General features: G+C 61.6%; 11 protein-coding genes and 1 tRNA gene. 7 read left to right on the forward strand and 5 right to left on the reverse strand.

Going from position 1 to position 15,330, the window contains the following annotated elements:
• Positions 1-126: 126 nt before the first annotated feature.
• Together E0502_RS07665 and E0502_RS07670 are read left to right on the forward strand one after the other, a co-directional pair.
• Positions 127-201 (forward strand) — tRNA-Gly (locus E0502_RS07665).
• 206 nt (positions 202-407) lie between these two features.
• Entirely contained in the window at positions 408-2,591 is a 2,184-nt protein-coding gene (locus tag E0502_RS07670; RefSeq protein WP_338047312.1) for a TonB-dependent receptor, read from the forward strand.
• Positions 2,592-2,600: 9 nt separating this feature from the next.
• Here E0502_RS07670 and E0502_RS07675 read toward each other — a convergent pair whose 3' ends face one another.
• Positions 2,601-3,797: a saccharopine dehydrogenase family protein gene (locus E0502_RS07675; RefSeq protein WP_137677306.1), complete on the reverse strand. Its 1,197-nt coding sequence runs from the start codon at positions 3,795-3,797 to the stop codon at positions 2,601-2,603.
• A 661-nt stretch (positions 3,798-4,458) separates the two neighbouring features.
• Between E0502_RS07675 and E0502_RS07680 the strand changes: the two genes are divergently transcribed.
• The gene (locus E0502_RS07680; protein ID WP_137677307.1) at positions 4,459-4,737 is read left to right on the forward strand and encodes a hypothetical protein; all 279 of its coding nucleotides are present in this window, start codon (positions 4,459-4,461) and stop codon (positions 4,735-4,737) included.
• A gap of 96 nt (positions 4,738-4,833) precedes the next feature.
• On the opposite strand, the gene E0502_RS07685 is transcribed toward E0502_RS07680, so the two are convergent.
• The 3 genes from E0502_RS07685 to polA form a co-directional block, all read right to left on the reverse strand.
• The gene (locus E0502_RS07685) at positions 4,834-6,036 is read right to left on the reverse strand and encodes an acyl-CoA dehydrogenase family protein (RefSeq protein ID WP_137677308.1); all 1,203 of its coding nucleotides are present in this window, start codon (positions 6,034-6,036) and stop codon (positions 4,834-4,836) included.
• Positions 6,037-6,049: 13 nt separating this feature from the next.
• Positions 6,050-6,604 (reverse strand): dCTP deaminase, encoded by a 555-nt coding sequence (gene dcd, locus E0502_RS07690; protein WP_137677309.1) that lies wholly within the window; start codon positions 6,602-6,604, stop codon positions 6,050-6,052.
• Positions 6,605-7,016: 412 nt separating this feature from the next.
• Positions 7,017-9,866 (reverse strand): DNA polymerase I, encoded by a 2,850-nt coding sequence (polA, locus tag E0502_RS07695; RefSeq protein WP_137677310.1) that lies wholly within the window; start codon positions 9,864-9,866, stop codon positions 7,017-7,019.
• 261 nt (positions 9,867-10,127) lie between these two features.
• On the opposite strand from polA, the gene E0502_RS07700 reads away from it, so the two are divergent.
• The gene (locus tag E0502_RS07700) at positions 10,128-10,379 is read left to right on the forward strand and encodes a hypothetical protein (protein ID WP_137677311.1); all 252 of its coding nucleotides are present in this window, start codon (positions 10,128-10,130) and stop codon (positions 10,377-10,379) included.
• Positions 10,380-10,507: 128 nt separating this feature from the next.
• Here E0502_RS07700 and E0502_RS07705 read toward each other — a convergent pair whose 3' ends face one another.
• Positions 10,508-11,539 carry a serine hydrolase gene (locus E0502_RS07705; RefSeq protein WP_137677312.1) on the reverse strand — a complete coding sequence of 344 codons (1,032 nt, stop codon included), beginning with the start codon at positions 11,537-11,539 and terminating at the stop codon, positions 10,508-10,510.
• Positions 11,540-11,737: 198 nt separating this feature from the next.
• Between E0502_RS07705 and E0502_RS07710 the strand changes: the two genes are divergently transcribed.
• The 3 genes from E0502_RS07710 (at position 11,738) to mtnP (ending at position 15,317) form a co-directional block, all read left to right on the forward strand.
• Positions 11,738-13,090: a phosphotransferase gene (locus E0502_RS07710; protein ID WP_137677313.1), complete on the forward strand. Its 1,353-nt coding sequence runs from the start codon at positions 11,738-11,740 to the stop codon at positions 13,088-13,090.
• 3 nt (positions 13,091-13,093) lie between these two features.
• The gene (locus E0502_RS07715) at positions 13,094-14,371 is read left to right on the forward strand and encodes an acyl-CoA dehydrogenase family protein (RefSeq protein ID WP_137677314.1); all 1,278 of its coding nucleotides are present in this window, start codon (positions 13,094-13,096) and stop codon (positions 14,369-14,371) included.
• Positions 14,372-14,441: 70 nt separating this feature from the next.
• A complete protein-coding gene (mtnP, locus tag E0502_RS07720) occupies positions 14,442-15,317 on the forward strand; it encodes an S-methyl-5'-thioadenosine phosphorylase (RefSeq protein ID WP_137677315.1) in 876 nt (291 codons plus the stop codon).
• The last annotated feature ends 13 nt before the right edge of the window (positions 15,318-15,330 follow it).

Below are 15,330 nucleotides of genomic sequence, written 5' to 3' on the forward strand. Positions count from 1 at the left end.
CTCGCAATGTGAAGGGGCAATCGCGCGGTTGCTGCAAGGGCGTGATTTTCCGCTTGATAGCGGGTGAAACGGTTGCTAGTTGCGCGCCTCCCCACCGGATCGCTTGATTCCGGTGAGCGCCAGTGAGCGGGCGTAGCTCAGGGGTAGAGCACAACCTTGCCAAGGTTGGGGTCGGGCGTTCGAATCGCCTCGCCCGCTCCATTTTCTCCCGACAATCGAGATTTCATTTGCACGCCGCGTGTTTCGGGCCGGGTCGTTCAGTGAGCGGTCATTGGGCTCAGCCCAAGGTGTATTTCAGTCAAGAATGCCGTCTGGCGACGGGAATCGACGGTTTGTCGCAGTTACCGCTTGCATCCTCGCCGTACCGGACTAACTCGCGTGTAACGTTGTAACATAAAGAGGGCGCTGTGGCCGCTGCAAGATTTCCCGAGATGAACCGCTCCATCCTGGCTTTGCCGCTACTGTCGCTGGCGTTTGCACAGCCAGCTGCGGCGCAGGACGATACGGCCGACAAAGCTGCTGAAGCCGAGAAAGTGTCGGATGATTTTCATGACCGCCGCTACGACCGGTTCGGCGAGCTGGTGGTCACCGCGATCGGCGTGACGCAGCTCGATGTGCTTGCGGGCACTTCGGTTGTTGAGGGTATCGAACTTCAGCGCAGTCTCGACACGCAAATCGGCGAAGTTCTGGTCGACCTGCCCGGCGTTTCGGCGACCAGCTTTTCTCCCGGGGCCTCGCGACCTGTTCTGCGCGGATTTCAGGGAGAAAGAGTGCGCGTGTTGGTCGACGGCATCGGCTCGATCGATGTCTCGAACACTTCTGTCGATCACGCGACAACAATCGACCCGCTGACAGCGGAAAGTATCGAAGTGCTGCGCGGATCGGCTGTCCTATTGTATGGCAGCCAAGCGATCGGCGGCGCGGTCAACGTGATCGACAAGCGGATCCCGCAGCGCAAGCTCAATGAAGCTTTCCATGTCGATGCAACGGCCTCTGCCGATACCGCCTACAACTTGCTGGAAGGCGGGGCGTCGCTCGATTTTCCGCTCGGTTCGCGCTTCGTGCTCCACCTCGATGGCAGCTATCGCGATACGGATGACGCGGACATTGCCGGCTTTGCCATATCGCCGCTGCTCCGGGCGGATTTGCTCGCAGAGGCAGATGAGGAACAAGCCGAAGGCGAGTTTGAAGAAGCCGAGGAACTGCGCGAAGCGGCCGGTCAACGAGGTTTTCTGCCCAACAGTGCAACCCGCACCTGGACCACCAATGCCGGTTTTGCCTTCTTCGAGGGCGACAGCAATCTCGGTGCGTCGATCGGCATATACGACACCAATTACGGCGTGCCGACGCGCCCCGGCGCCGGTCATCATCACGGCGAAGAAGGCGATGAAGTAGAAGAGGCGGGCGGTGAAGAAGGCGAGGAAACCGTCTCGATCGATCTGCGTCAGTTCCGGGCCGACTTGCGCGGACAACTCGCGCTCGGCGATGGTTTCTTCAAATCGCTCAAGACACGGGTTGGTTTCAGCGACTATACCCACACGGAATTCGAAGGCGATGAGGTCGGCACTGTGTTCGACGTCCAGGGCCTGGAAGCACGCGCGGTTCTGGAACAGAATCCGCGGGGCGGGTGGTACGGCTCGCTCGGCACGCAATATTACTTCCGTGATTTCGACGCGAATGGTGCGGAAGCCTATGTTCCTAAGAACCGCACCGAGCAGTTCGCGCTGTTCGCATTGCAGGAAATCGACCTGGGCGCCGTCGAGCTCGAAGCAGCCGGACGCTGGGAAACCACCGATGTCGAATCGCAGGTGGCCGGTTTCCGGCGGAGTTTTGATACGTTTTCCGGCGCGCTCGGCCTGTCGCACGAAACCAGCGACGGACTGCGCTTCGGGATCAACGCCAGCCGTGCGGAACGCGCACCTAGCGCGGAGGAATTGCTTTCAAACGGCCCGCACATCGCAACCCAGGCATTCGAGATCGGGGACCCCGACCTGTCGCCTGAAAGCGCGCTGGGCGTGGAGGCCTTTATCCGCGGACGTGCCGGACCGGCCAGCGTCAGTGTTGCCGTCTACCGCAACTGGTTCGACGACTATGTCTTCCTGACTGCCACCGGCGGCGAGGAAGATGACCTGCCGATCTTCGTTTACGGCCAGTCGGACGCCGACTGGTTCGGCATCGAAGGGCAGATTTACTACACCATCTTCGACAACAGCGATCTGACCATCGCAGCCGATCTGCGCGGCGATTACATTAAGGCGGAACTCGCCGACGGATCGCCGATCCCGCGCATTCCGCCGCTCAGCCTGCTCGGCGCGCTGGAGGCGCAGACGTCGCGCTTCGACGGGCGGATAGAGGTCCAGTACAACGATGGGCAAGATCGCGTCGCCGCGTTCGAAACGCCGACCAAAAGCTTCACCTTCGTCAACGCGTCGCTCGCGTGGAAACCCTTTATCGGCGACGACAATCTCACCGTGCTGTTTCAGGCCGACAACATCTTCGACGTAGAAGGTCGCCGCCACGCCAGCTTCACGAAAGACTACGTCCCGCTGGCTGGCCGCAACTTCAAGGTCAGCTTGCGCGCCAGCTTCTAGGTTCGCCGCTTAATCTTCCAAGGCGAAGCTGATCTCGGCGTGCTTTTGCAGCCGGTCGACCAACGCCTCGCCCAGGAACGAGCCGGGAGTGCCGATGCCGCCGTCCGCGTCGCATGACAGCAGGGCAATGCCGGTTTCGGCCAGCATGCGGCTGGTCGAGCCATAGCCGGGATCGTACTTGCCTTTCACCCCGTAGTGCAGGGTCTCGGCGTTCCCGTCTTCGTCGGCCGGCATCTCGCCAATGAACAGCACGTCGTAATAGCCGTTTTCACGCTCTTCCTTGCTCGGACCTTCGCCGGGCTTGGGCGGCTTCGCGCCGAACGGGTTCTTGAGCATTTCCGCCACCGCATTGGCCGCCGCCTTGCCCGCCTCGCCCGGGCTGGTGAGCATCATCTCGTCGTATTTGAAGTCCTCGCCATAGGGGAAACCGCGCAGGAAATTGGTCCGGTGGACGTTCTTCGTGTTGATCGTCGCCATGATGAACGGCGCGGCCCATTTGCCCAGCTCTTTGTCATAGGTCGGCACCAGGCCGTTGGGCTGGTTGGGGCCTTCGAAACCCGGGGTCAGGCCGAACGGGCTCTGCAGGATCGGGATCAGCTTGGGGTTCTTCGCGACCGCTTTCATCGTCTCGGTCAGGCTGGCTGCGGTCCCGCCGGAGAATGTGCCCTGCATGGCGCGAACGCGCCCTTTCACCCGCGGCGCGGGCTTGCCGAATTTCGCGACGGCTTCTTTCTGCAGCATCAGCACGCCGAGATCGAACGGAATCGAATCAAACCCGCTGGAGAAAGCGATGCGCGCGCCGGAAGCCTTTGCCGCTTCGTGATGCTGGTCGATCTGTTCGCGCATCCAGCCCGGCTCGCCGCACAAATCGGCGTAGTCGGTCCCGGTTTCGACACAGGCCGCGACCAGCGCATCGCCATAGAGCTGGTATGGGCCAACCGTGGTCAGCACGACCTTCGTGCGTTCGCACATCGCCTTGAGGCTCGCGGGCTCGTCCGCATCGGCGACCACCAGCGGCGTGTCCTTCGGCGCCCCGATTTCATCGCGCACCGCCTCCAGCTTGTCGAGACTGCGCCCCGCCATCGCCCATTTCGGCGCGTCGTCGCGGCCCGCATAGTGATGCGCGAGATACTCTGCGACCAGCCGCCCGGTATAACCGGTGCTGCCATAGACGATGATGTCGAACTCGCGTGCTGCCTTGCTCATGTGAACTCTCCTTTGCATGCAGTGATGCCCTTGGCGTGCGAGAGAGTCAAAGCCGCTACGTCATGGCCATCGGCAGACAGCGAACCGATCGAGGCTCGGCGGCGAAGTGGGACACGGAAGCGTGTTTGTAAACCCGTGACCTTTGGGAGGTTCCATGCAAATACAGTGGTTTGATCGGCAATGCGGCGCTGGAGGTGTGACTTTTGCATTGGGAGATTCTCCTCGCGGTGCGGGGGCTGCAAAATGCCCTCACACAGCGCGCGGCGATGCGGTGGCTTGGCGGTTGGATCTGACGCTAAGGCAGTGCGGGCGCAAGCTTAGCGGATACGGGCCTTGTAGGAAAATACCGGCTATGACCGCGAGTTGAGTGTTGTGTCCCCGGAACTGTTGCCAAGTACTATGTCTCCGGGGTTTCATCATCATGAAACATAGCCTTAAATTTGGGGGTCTACCCCCTTGAACTAAGGCGCTGAAACTATGCCGCGCCGTTCAGGGAGTCAGAGGGTTACCCCGCGATACCTATGCCAAGGGGATAGACCCCCCAATTTCAATTCGTTATTGGTTAAACACTTGATATGTAAATCAAACCAAAGTCATTTTATTTAGATAGCTCTCCGGATCACTGTTGTAAGGAGAGATATTTCTGTATAGAAACTATGGCATGAAATATGCGCTGACATTTCTAGTTGTTTTGCTTTTGTTGGGGTGCAAAGAAGATCGAACGACAGAAGTGCAAGCACAACGGCAAACGCTTCATGACCAGGTGTCGAAAGCAGTCCCACTCGAAAAAACTCCGCTCGCGGCAGATGAGCGCGACAGAGTGCTGGCAAATTGCGCAAAGCAATTTCCGCCAGAGAGTGAACGAGAGAAGTTCGATTACTGCATTCAGAGAATTCCATTCGACAATAGCCTGCCGATCGATCCAGATCAGGATCAATAGGCTTTGAATCCAACGCCATGGCATCGAGTTAATTTACCCGATGCTGATCTGGACGACAAAGGGCCTATAGGGTTTTTAAGTCGCTGATCGCCACCCTCAAAACCCGAACTGGCGGCTCGCCAGATCGTACATGATCTCTTCCGAGCCGCCGCCGATCGCCATCACGCGGACTTCGCGATAAATACGCTCGACGCGGCTGCCGCGGACGAAGCTGGCACCGCCGAGGATCTGGCATGCCTCGCGGGCGCAATATTCCATCGTCTGGGTCGCCTGCACTTTGAGCAGGGCGAAGTCGCCGGGGAAGGCGCAGCCTGTCTTCACCGTCCACGCCGCGTGGTCGATCATCGCCTGCGTCGCTTGGATCATCTGCAGCATCCGCGCCAGCTTGTGACGGATCGCCTGCCGGGTCACCAGCGGCTTGCCGAAGGTCTCGCGTGTCCGCGCCCAGTCGAGTGCATCCTCGTAACACACGCGGGAATAGGCCGCAGCCTGTTGCGCCATGCCCAGCCGCTCGCCGTTGAAATTGCGCATGATCGGCCCGAACCCGGCATTCTCCGCGCCGATCAGGTTGTCCGCAGGCACTTTGACATCGTCAAAATGGATCGTCGCGGTGTCGGACGCATGCCAACCCATCTTGTCGAGCTTCGTCCGGGTCACACCCGCTGTGTCGGTCTCCACCAGCAATAGCGAGACACCGCCCATGCCCGCATCGCCCGTGCGCACCGCCAGCGTGATATAATCCGCGCGCATGCCCGAAGTGATCAGCGTCTTGGCCCCGTTGACGATATAGTGGTCGCCGCGCCGCTCCGCCCGTGTTTTCAGATTGGCGACATCGGACCCGCCGCCCGGCTCGGTGATGCCGAGGCAGATGATCTTCTCGCCCGAGAGCACTTGCGGCGCGATCCTCTGCTTCAGCTCCTCGCTGCCCGCAGCCAGCACCGGCGGCAGACCGATCCCGTGAGTTTGCAGCGAGGCTGGGATGCCGCCCGCGCCGGGGCGGCACAGCTCTTCCGACTGGACCAGCGAGTGGAAGATATCGAAATCGTCCCCTACACCAGATGCGGTCCCCAGCGCGCCGCTGCCACCATATTCAACCGGATAGCCGAGGCCGAGCACACCTGCTTTGGCGGCCTTGCGATGCAAGTCGCGCGGCAATTCCCCCGCCGCCTCCCACTCGTCGACAAACGGCAGGATCTCGCGCGTCACAAAGGCGCGCACGCTGCCGCATACGGCCTCGTGGCTGTCGTCGTAATGCGGAGAGCGGCTGCGCCAGCGGTCGAAGAGCGGAGCGTCTGCCATCACAGCCGCGGCCCTATAGCCTTGGTAGCGTTACGCCGCGCTGGCCCATGTATTTGCCGGCGCGGTCCTTGTAGCTCGTCTCGCACCGTTCATTGCCTTGCAGGAAGAGGAACTGGCACGCGCCCTCGTTGGCATAGATTTTGGCGGGCAGGGGGGTGGTGTTGGAAAACTCCAGCGTCACATTGCCTTCCCAGCCCGGCTCCAGCGGAGTGACATTCACGATGATCCCGCAGCGCGCATAAGTGCTCTTGCCGAGGCAGATCACCAGCACATCTTCCGGCACGCGGAAATACTCGACCGTGCGGGCCAGCGCGAAGCTGTTGGGCGGGATGATGCACACATCGGTTTCGCGGTCGACCAGGCTGTCCGCATCGAATTTTTTCGGGTCGACCGTCGACGAATTGACGTTGGTGAAGATCTTGAATTCCGGTGCGACCCGCGCGTCATAGCCATAGCTCGACAGGCCGTAACTGATCACGCCTTCACGCCGCTGCGCTTCGACGAACGGCTCGATCATGCCTTCGTTCTGCGCCTTTTCGCGGATCCACTTGTCGGAAAGAATCGCCATAGGCGAGTGATTCCCGAAGGCGGTGACCGGGGCAAGCCGGTGAGCGGATTTATCTGGGGGCGGATTGCGGATGCGAGGGTGTTGCGGGCTGCAATCGGGTTGCCGGCTTCGCCAAATCCGAACGTATCGATGCCAAGTTCTTCCTGCTGGCGCTCGTACCATTCGCGCCTCTTATTATCACGGATGAGATCGGCTGGTCTCGCGGATTAGTTTGGTATTTTTGGCTTTGGCTCAGCATTGCTTGGGCAGCGACCGTAGTCGGAATTAATCTCGCATCTTATTGGCGAGCATTTCGTCGCTCACTCGATGGGAAGCCCTAGCGTCGGCTTCCCAGCCCATCCCGGCCTTCGGTAGTCGACGTGAGCACAGCAAACCGGGCCAATTTGCCCCGCCAGCCTATTACCCTCAGCTCCTAATGCGCTGCGTCCCAGCTCATGCCGGTGCCGATCTCGATCCCCAGCGGCACATCCAGCTTTACCGCCGGCTGGGCTGCGGATGCCATCACCTGCTCGATGATCGGTGATGCCGCTTCGACGCAATCCTTGGGTAGTTCGAACACCAGTTCGTCATGCACTTGCAGCAGCATCTTTACATCGCCGAGCCCGGCTTGCTCGAGCGCGGGCATCATGCGGACCATCGCGCGTTTGATGATGTCGGCGCTGGTGCCCTGGATCGGGGCGTTTATCGCAGCGCGTTCGCTGCCCTGCCGCTCCGCCTGGTTCTTCGAATTGATCCGCGGAAACCACGTCTTGCGCCCGAACAGCGTCTCCGAATAGCCGCGCTCGCGCACGGTCTCGAGCGTCTCGTGGATGTAGCTCTGGATGCCCGGGAAACGCTTGAAATAGGTGTCGATCACTTCCTGCGCTTCGTCAGGCTCGACCCCGAGCCGCCCGGCCAGGCCCCACCGCGAGATACCGTAGAGGATGGCGAAGTTGATCGTTTTCGCCTTGGCGCGGGTGTCACGGTCGACTTCACCATACATTTCCTTCGCGGTGCGCGCGTGGATGTCCTCGCCGTGCTCGAACGCTTCCCTCAGTTCCGGCACATCCGCCATATGCGCAGCCAGCCGCAGCTCGATCTGCGAATAGTCGGCGGCGAGCAGCACGTTGCCGTCTTCGGGCACAAAGGCTTCGCGGATCTGCCGCCCGATCGGCGTACGGATGGGAATGTTTTGCAGGTTCGGATCGGTCGAGCTGAGCCGCCCGGTCTGTGCACCGACCAGGCTGTAGCTGGTGTGCACCCGCCCGGTACCGGGGTTGATCGCCGCCTGCAGGGCTTCGGTATAGGTGGAACGCAGTTTCGACAGCTGGCGCCATTCGAGCACTTTGTCCGCAATTGCCGCGCCTTCGCCCGACAAACGTTCCAGAATCGCCTGATCGGTCGAAAACTGCCCGCTCTTGCCCTTGCGCCCGCCCTTGTAGCCGAGCTTGTCGAACAGGATATCGCCCAGCTGCTTGGGGCTGCCGATGGTGAATTCTTCTCCTGCAATCTCGTGGATCTGTTTTTCGAGCTTGCCGGTCTCAGTCGCGAATTCTTCCGACAGTCTGGACAGGCGGGCGCGGTCGACCTTGATCCCGTGCCGTTCCATCTGCGCCACCACCGGTATCAGCGGGCGGTCGACCCGCTCGTAAACCGTGGTCCCGCCTTCCACCGCCAGCCGCGGCTTGAGCAATTTGTGCAGCCGCCAGGTCACATCGGCATCCTCGGCGGCATATTCGGTCGCCTTGTCGAGCGGGACTTCGCCGAACGGGATCTGCTTCTTGCCGGTGCCGCACACTTCCTTGAACGGGATCGGCGTGTGGCCGAGGTGGCGCTGCGAAAGCTCGTCCATTCCGTGGCCTCCGCCGATACCGTCCAGACTGCGCCCTGCATCGAGCGCGAAGCTGATGATCATCGTGTCGTCGATCGGGGTGACATTGGCGCCGTAGCGGGCGAGGACGTTGAGATCGTATTTGCCGTTCTGGAACACCTTCAGAACCGCATCGCTGGTGAACAGCGGGGCCAAGGCCGCCAGCGCTTCGGCGCGGTCCAGCTGCTGCGGTTTCTCTGCAAACATGTCAGTGCCGCCATGGCCCAGCGGGATGTAGCACGCCGCATTGGGGCCGGTCGCTAGGCTGATTCCGACGAGTTCCGCTTGCATCGCATCGAGGCTGCTGGTTTCCGTGTCGACCGCGATCCGCCGCGCGGCAAATGCCCGCTCGATCCATGCGTCGAGCGCTTCGCGGGTCTGCACGGTTTCGTAGGCGGACCGGTCGATAGCGGGGAAATCGGGGGGTGGTTGCCGGCTGCCTTCGGCGCTTGCGTCGGCGCCTTTGTTCTCGGCCTTTGCCGGGTTGAGATTGTTCGGCCGGTCGGGGCTGCCCGACCCTGCACCGAGCCGCCGCAGCAAGCTGGTGAAGCCGTGTTTTTCAAGGAATGCGGCGAGCGGTTCCAGCGGCACTCCATCGAGCGCCATGTCCTCGATATCGATCGGCAGGCCGCAATCTTCCTTCAGCGTAACCAGGACGCGGCTCAGTTCCGCATCTCCGCGGTGCTCGAGCAGGCGTTCCTTGAGCTTGCTTTTCTTCATTTCATCGGCCGAATCGAGCGCGGCGGTCAGGTCGCCATGTTCAGCGATCAGCTTGCTCGCTGTCTTGGGCCCGACACCGAAGATACCCGGGATATTATCGACCGAGTCGCCCATCAGAGCGAGCACATCGCCAACTTTCTCGGGCGGGACTCCGAATTTCTCCTCGACTTCCTCGATGTAGATCCGCGCGCCTTTCATCGTGTCGAGCATGTCGATCTTCGCGCCGCCTTTCTCGCCGACGAGCTGCATCAGATCCTTGTCGGAACTGACGATGGTGACGTGCCAGCCCTTTTCCTGTGCGGCTCGGGCGTAGGATGCGATCATGTCGTCGGCCTCGACGTCCGGCTCTTCGATCAGCGGCAGGCTGAACGCCCGGGTGGCGTCGCGGATCAGCGGAAACTGCGGCACCAGATCTTCCGGCGGATCGGGACGATTGGCCTTGTACTGGTCGTAAATCTCGTTGCGAAACGAATGGCTCGATTTGTCGAGCACGACGGCCAGATGGGTCGGGCCGTCGGCCTTGTCCAAATCGTCGGCCAGCTTCCACAGCATGGTGGTGTAGCCATAGACTGCGCCGACCGGCGTGCCTTCGGGGTCGGTCAGTGGCGGGAGCCGGTGGTAGGCACGGAAGATATAGGCCGATCCGTCGACCAGATAGAGATGTTGCCGATTTGCCGTTGTGTTTTCTGCCATGATTCGCGCTTAGCAGCCCGCTGCGGCGCGGTCAGCCGGAAAGCGGGGGTTTATCCGCTCTGGCGGCAATCGGCTGTAACCCGCAGGAATCCAAGACTTTGGCCGAAATAAGGCAAAAAAAAGGCGAAATATGGCGAAATCGCTTGCAAGGTCACAATCTCGCCACTATTTACAGTCCACGAGATCGGCCACAAGGACGGTTTCGCGCAGGTTCCTTAGGGGGGCTTGCGATACTCACTCGCTGACTAAGGAATTATATTTATGCGTAAGATCGCTCTTATCGCTGCTGCTTCGGCCGCTGCTCTCTCGCTCGCTGCTTGCTCGGAAGGCACTCAGGAAGCTGCTGAAGCAACCGCCGATTCGGCTGCTGCCGACGCTGATGCAGTTGCTGACGAAGCAACCGACGCAATGGCCGAAGGCGCCGACGCAATGGCTGAAGGCGCTGAAGAAGCTGCTACCGAAGCTGAAGCAGCTGTCGAAGGCGAAACCGAAGCTGAAGCTGCTGCTGACTAATAGCGCGCTTCACTTCGTGTGAACAAAGAAGGGCGGTGCCGAGAGGCGCCGCCCTTTCTTTATGTGCCGGGTCTGCAAATCAGATCACAAGCAAGCTGGCAGTCTGCCCCCATTCAGCACCCAGCCTTCTATTCTCCGCCATATGCGGCGTCGGCATAGACCCGACCGTTGCCGCGGTTTGCGGCGAAGCCATTGTACAATGCGCCGGTGATGCTGGCGATGCGCTGGTCGCGTTGGCGCCTTGCGCTAAGCTTTTCACTCCGGCTGCCGTTTTCTACTGCGAGCGACGGGCTTTGCCCGGTGACATAAATCGCCGCCGCAATGGCGCGCCCGTCAGGCGTGTAGAAAATCCCGATATCGCTAGCGGTCCGGCTGAGCGTCCCGGTCTTGTGCGCCAGGTTGGCATGCATCGGCAAGGCGGAGCGCATCCGGTTCTTGCCCGTCGTTGTCTCTGCCATTGCATTGAGCAGGACGCGCCGCGAGGATGCGCTGAGCCAGCGGCCCTGATGAATTCCCGCCAGCAACTGGCCCATTGCGCGCGGCGTCGCGCTGTCCCGCGAATCGACTCTGGAGGCCGGATCGAGCTTCCCGTCGTCGCGGATCAGCGTGGCAATATCGCGGTTGAGCTGGAAGCCCCCGATACCTGCGTTGCGCATCCAGGCGTTTACTGCCGACGGGCCGCCCACAGCGCTGAGCAACGCGTCGGTGCAATCGTTGCAGCTCTTGCTGATCATCAGGTCGAGTAGAGTATGGGCCGGTACATACCCGCCACCCCTGCGCGGCAAGCGGAATTCGCTCGTCAGGCTCCAGCGCCCGTTGTCGACACCGGCAAGATAGGTCGCTGCAATCGCAACTTTGCTGGTGCTCGCCATCGGGAAACGCTGATCTGCCAGAATCCCGATTTCCTGTCCGGTCGAAAGATCCATCGCATAGACGCCGATCCTTCCATCCGATCCATTGGCGAGCTGCGCGATGCGCTGCTCGAAACCATTCTCGTAGAGGGCCTCGAATGTCTGGGGGTCGCGTTCCTGTGTGCCGAAGGTGCTGTCAAAAGCAGCTTGCAGATCATTTGAGTCGCTGGCTCGCGCCTGCGCAGGAGCGAGTGCGACAAGGCCGAGCGCAAGGCCCGCACCAAGTGTCTTGAGCTGTTTCAGTCCCATTAGCATCCGCCCAGCGTACCCATGTTATCCTTTGTAAAACATTAACCCCGCTAAAGTCTTTCCAGCAAGCACAATCACGACGAAAAGTGTCGCTCAAGCGACCAAATCTTGCGTGAGCGCCGCGAATGGCTGCTTTTCGCCCGTTTACATTGTTATTCGCAGCTTGTGCGCGCCACTACTGCCTGCAACACAGCCAAGATGGGAGAGAGCAATCTGAGCGCCGATGCACTCGTATCGGGCCTTGGCAAAACGATGCACCGGGCGGGACTCGCAGCGCCGAGAGCCCTCAGCCGTCTGACCGGCGGGGCGACGATGGAAAGCTGGCGGTTCGAGGCAGGCGGCGATGCCTTTGTGCTGCGCCGAGCCCCCAGCCTGGCATTTATGCACGACCGCCCGTTCGGCCATGCCACCGAAGCGGCGATTATCGAAGCGGCCCGAATGGCCGGGGTCACCGCGCCGGAAGTTGTAACTGTGCTGGAGCCGGATGACGGTATCGGCAGCGGCTTCGTGATGCGCGCGCTGCCCGGCACACCCGATCCGCGCCAGATACTGATTATGGAACGGCCCGATCGGATCTTGCGCGAAGTGGCACGCGACCTGGCCCGGATCCATTCGCTGGGGCGCGATGATGTACCGCCTGATGTGCCCGAACTCGATTACCGCGAAGGCATCGAGGGACTGTGCCAGCAGTTCGAGGAGGCGGGCGGCGACCGGCCGATCATTGCGCTGGGCTTGCGCTGGCTGATGGACAATGTGCCTGACCGGATCGAGCCGGTGCTCAATCATGGTGACTACCGGCTGGGCAACATTCTGTGCGAGGACAGCCACCTGACCGGCGTGCTCGACTGGGAACTGGCGCATTTCGGCGACCCCCATGAAGACCTCGCTTTCGGCTGCATGCCGGTGTGGCGCTTCGCCCGCTACGATCGCCCGGCGCTGGGGCTGGGCAGTCTCGAGGACTACTTCACTTCCTATGAGGCGGAGAGCGGGCGCACCGTCGACCCGGCGCGGTTCCGTTTCTGGTCGGTCTATCGCACCGTGTGGTGGGCCTTGGGCTGCATCCGCATGGCCGACTTCTGGCGCCGCGGCGAGGACCGGATGCTCGAACGCGTCGTAATCTCGCGCCGGACCAGCGAGCAGGAGCTCGACCTGCTGCTGCTGTTCGACGAAGCCGACGAACTCTTTGCGAGCCGCACCGCAGTGAATGACGCCCACGACCGCTATGCGCGAAAAGGCGAAGCCAGCTCTGGCGAGATTGCCACCGCGATTTCGGAGTGGCTGGTGTCGATCAAGGACCGGATGGAGGGGCATGATCGTTTCCAGTTGGCCGTCGCGCGCAATGCCCTTGGCATGATCGCGCGGCAGGATGAGAACAAGGCGTCAGCCGAAGATCGGGAGCTCGCTCAGGCCTTGCTGTGCGGGGAGCGGTCTGTCGCGGAAAAGGGCCTGGTCGAACGGATCAAATGGCAAGCTCTCAACAAGCTGGCAGCGGACGTGCCAAAATACCCGGCGCTGGCCATCGCGCGAAAAAAATGGACCGGAGAGGAATAACCGATGGACTTCACCATCCCGCAGGATCTGGAAGACTACTACGCCGAGCTTGTCGCCTTTATCGAGGCGGAGATCGAGCCGCTGGTGGCGAAGGATGACAACATCCGCTTCTTCGACCATCGCCGCGAACATGCCCGGACCGATTGGGACAAGGGCGGTCTGCCGCGCCACGAATGGGAAGACCTGCTGCGCCAAGCGCGCAAGGCCGCAGACGAAGCTGGCCACTGGCGCTTCTCCGCGCCCAAGAAATACGGCGGCAAGGACGGCTCCAACCTTTGGATGGCGGTCATCCGCGACCGCTTTGCCCGGCGCGGGCTGGGGCTGCACAACGATTTGCAGAACGAACACAGCATCGTCGGCAATTTCCCCTTCGTCGCCATGTTCGAGCATTTCGGCACCGAGGCGCAGAAGCAGGAATTTATCCTCGGCGGGTTCGAGGGGACTAGGCGCGTCGCCTTCGGCCTGACCGAGCCGGACCACGGCAGCGATGCGACCCACATGGAAACCAGGGCCGTGCGCGAGACCCGCGACGGGGTGGATGGCTGGCGGATCGACGGCGAGAAGATGTGGATCACCGGCATGCATGTCGCGACCCATTGCGCAATGTTCGCCCGCACCGACGGCGAGGATGGCAATGCGCGCGGGATCACCTGCTTCCTTGTCCCCAACCCGACCGAGGGGCTGGAGATCGAGGAGTGGATGTGGACCTTCAACATGCCGACCGACCACCCGCGTCTGTCTGTTACCAATGTCTGGGTGCCGGACAGCGCGATCCTCGGGCAGGAAGGGCGCGGCCTCGCGCTGGCGCAGAGTTTCGTCCACCAAAACCGCATTCGGCAAGCGGCGAGCAGCCTGGGAGCGGCGCAGTTCTGCGTCGACGAAAGCGTCAAATACGCGCGCGAGCGTAAACCATTCGGCGAGGAGCTGGCGAAAAACCAGGCGATCCAGTTTCCACTGGTCGAACTGGCGACCCAGTGCGAAATGCTCCGCCTGCTGATCTACAAGACCGCGTGGGAAATGGACAACATGCCGCATGAGGAGATCGAGCGGACCATTTCCGACAAGGTTTCCATGTGCAATTACTGGGCGAACCGGCTGGTGTGCCAGGCCGCCGACCGTGCGATGCAGGTGCATGGCGGCATCGGCTATTCCCGCCACAAACCGTTCGAGCATATCTACCGCCACCACCGCCGCTATCGCATCACCGAGGGTGCGGAGGAGATCCAGATGCGCAAGGTGGCGGCCTATCTGTTCGGCTATCTCGGGCCGAACCGGCACTAGTCTGCGCCGACGGCCTGCTAACCAAACTGATTGGCATTGCGGTCATGTGCGACTGCTTTAGGAAGGCTGCATGACCAACTGGACCATCGGCATCATCGGGGGCAGCGGCCTCTACCAGATCGACGCTTTGGAAGACGCGCAGTGGATCCGCGTCAACTCGCCCTTTGGGGAGGCATCGGACGAAATTCTTTGCGGGCGGATCGCCACCAAAAAAGGGCATGTGCAGCTGCGCTTCCTGCCGCGCCACGGCCGCGGCCACCGCATTCCGCCATCCGAAGTCAACGCGCGCGCCAATATCGATGCGCTCAAGCGCGCGGGCTGCACCGATATCGTCGCGATCAGCGCTGTCGGGTCCCTGCGCGAAGAGTTGGAGCCGGGCCGCTTCGTGGTGGTCGACCAGTTCATCGACCGCACCAAAGGCAGGCCCAGCAGCTTCTTCGGCAGCGGCATGGTCGCGCATGTCAGCATGGCCGAACCGGTGTGCGAGCGCCTGTCGGCATTTGCCGCCGCGGCGGTCGAGAAATCGGGCGGCAAGGTCGCGCATGGCGGGACCTATCTCGCGATGGAAGGCCCGCAATTCTCCACCCGTGCCGAAAGCCACCTCTACCGCCAGTGGGGCGCCGACGTGATCGGCATGACCGCCATGCCCGAGGCGAAACTGTGCCGCGAGGCCGAGATGCCCTATGCGCTGGTCGGCATGGTCACCGACTACGATTGCTGGCGCGAGGATGCCGCCTTCGTCGAGGTCAGCGAAGTGATCGAACAGATGAACGCGAATGGCGATCTGGCGCGTAAAACGGTGGAGGCGCTGGTCGCGTCGCTGCCCGAGGTGCGCGAAGCCTCACCGCTCGACACGGTGCTCGACCACGCGCTGATCACGTCGCCCGACGCGCGCGATCCGGCAATGCTGGCAAGGCTGGATGCGGTGGCGGGGCGGGTGTTGTAATGACTTCCCTTGC

Source organism: Parerythrobacter lutipelagi (assembly GCF_005434975.1).
In the GTDB taxonomy this organism is placed as follows: Bacteria; Pseudomonadota; Alphaproteobacteria; order Sphingomonadales; family Sphingomonadaceae; genus Parerythrobacter_A; species Parerythrobacter_A lutipelagi.

What these genes read in the sequence shown, in the direction of transcription:
- E0502_RS07675 (WP_137677306.1), bottom strand. Translation starts at nt 3,797, where the DNA reads ATGAGCAAGGCAGCACGCGAGTTCGACATCATCGTCTATGGCAGCACC.
- E0502_RS07680 (WP_137677307.1), top strand. Translation starts at nt 4,459, where the DNA reads ATGAAATATGCGCTGACATTTCTAGTTGTTTTGCTTTTGTTGGGGTGC.
- E0502_RS07685 (WP_137677308.1), bottom strand. Translation starts at nt 6,036, where the DNA reads ATGGCAGACGCTCCGCTCTTCGACCGCTGGCGCAGCCGCTCTCCGCAT.
- dcd (WP_137677309.1), bottom strand. Translation starts at nt 6,604, where the DNA reads ATGGCGATTCTTTCCGACAAGTGGATCCGCGAAAAGGCGCAGAACGAA.
- polA (WP_137677310.1), bottom strand. Translation starts at nt 9,866, where the DNA reads ATGGCAGAAAACACAACGGCAAATCGGCAACATCTCTATCTGGTCGAC.
- E0502_RS07700 (WP_137677311.1), top strand. Translation starts at nt 10,128, where the DNA reads ATGCGTAAGATCGCTCTTATCGCTGCTGCTTCGGCCGCTGCTCTCTCG.
- E0502_RS07705 (WP_137677312.1), bottom strand. Translation starts at nt 11,539, where the DNA reads ATGGGACTGAAACAGCTCAAGACACTTGGTGCGGGCCTTGCGCTCGGC.
- E0502_RS07710 (WP_137677313.1), top strand. Translation starts at nt 11,738, where the DNA reads ATGGGAGAGAGCAATCTGAGCGCCGATGCACTCGTATCGGGCCTTGGC.
- E0502_RS07715 (WP_137677314.1), top strand. Translation starts at nt 13,094, where the DNA reads ATGGACTTCACCATCCCGCAGGATCTGGAAGACTACTACGCCGAGCTT.
- mtnP (WP_137677315.1), top strand. Translation starts at nt 14,442, where the DNA reads ATGACCAACTGGACCATCGGCATCATCGGGGGCAGCGGCCTCTACCAG.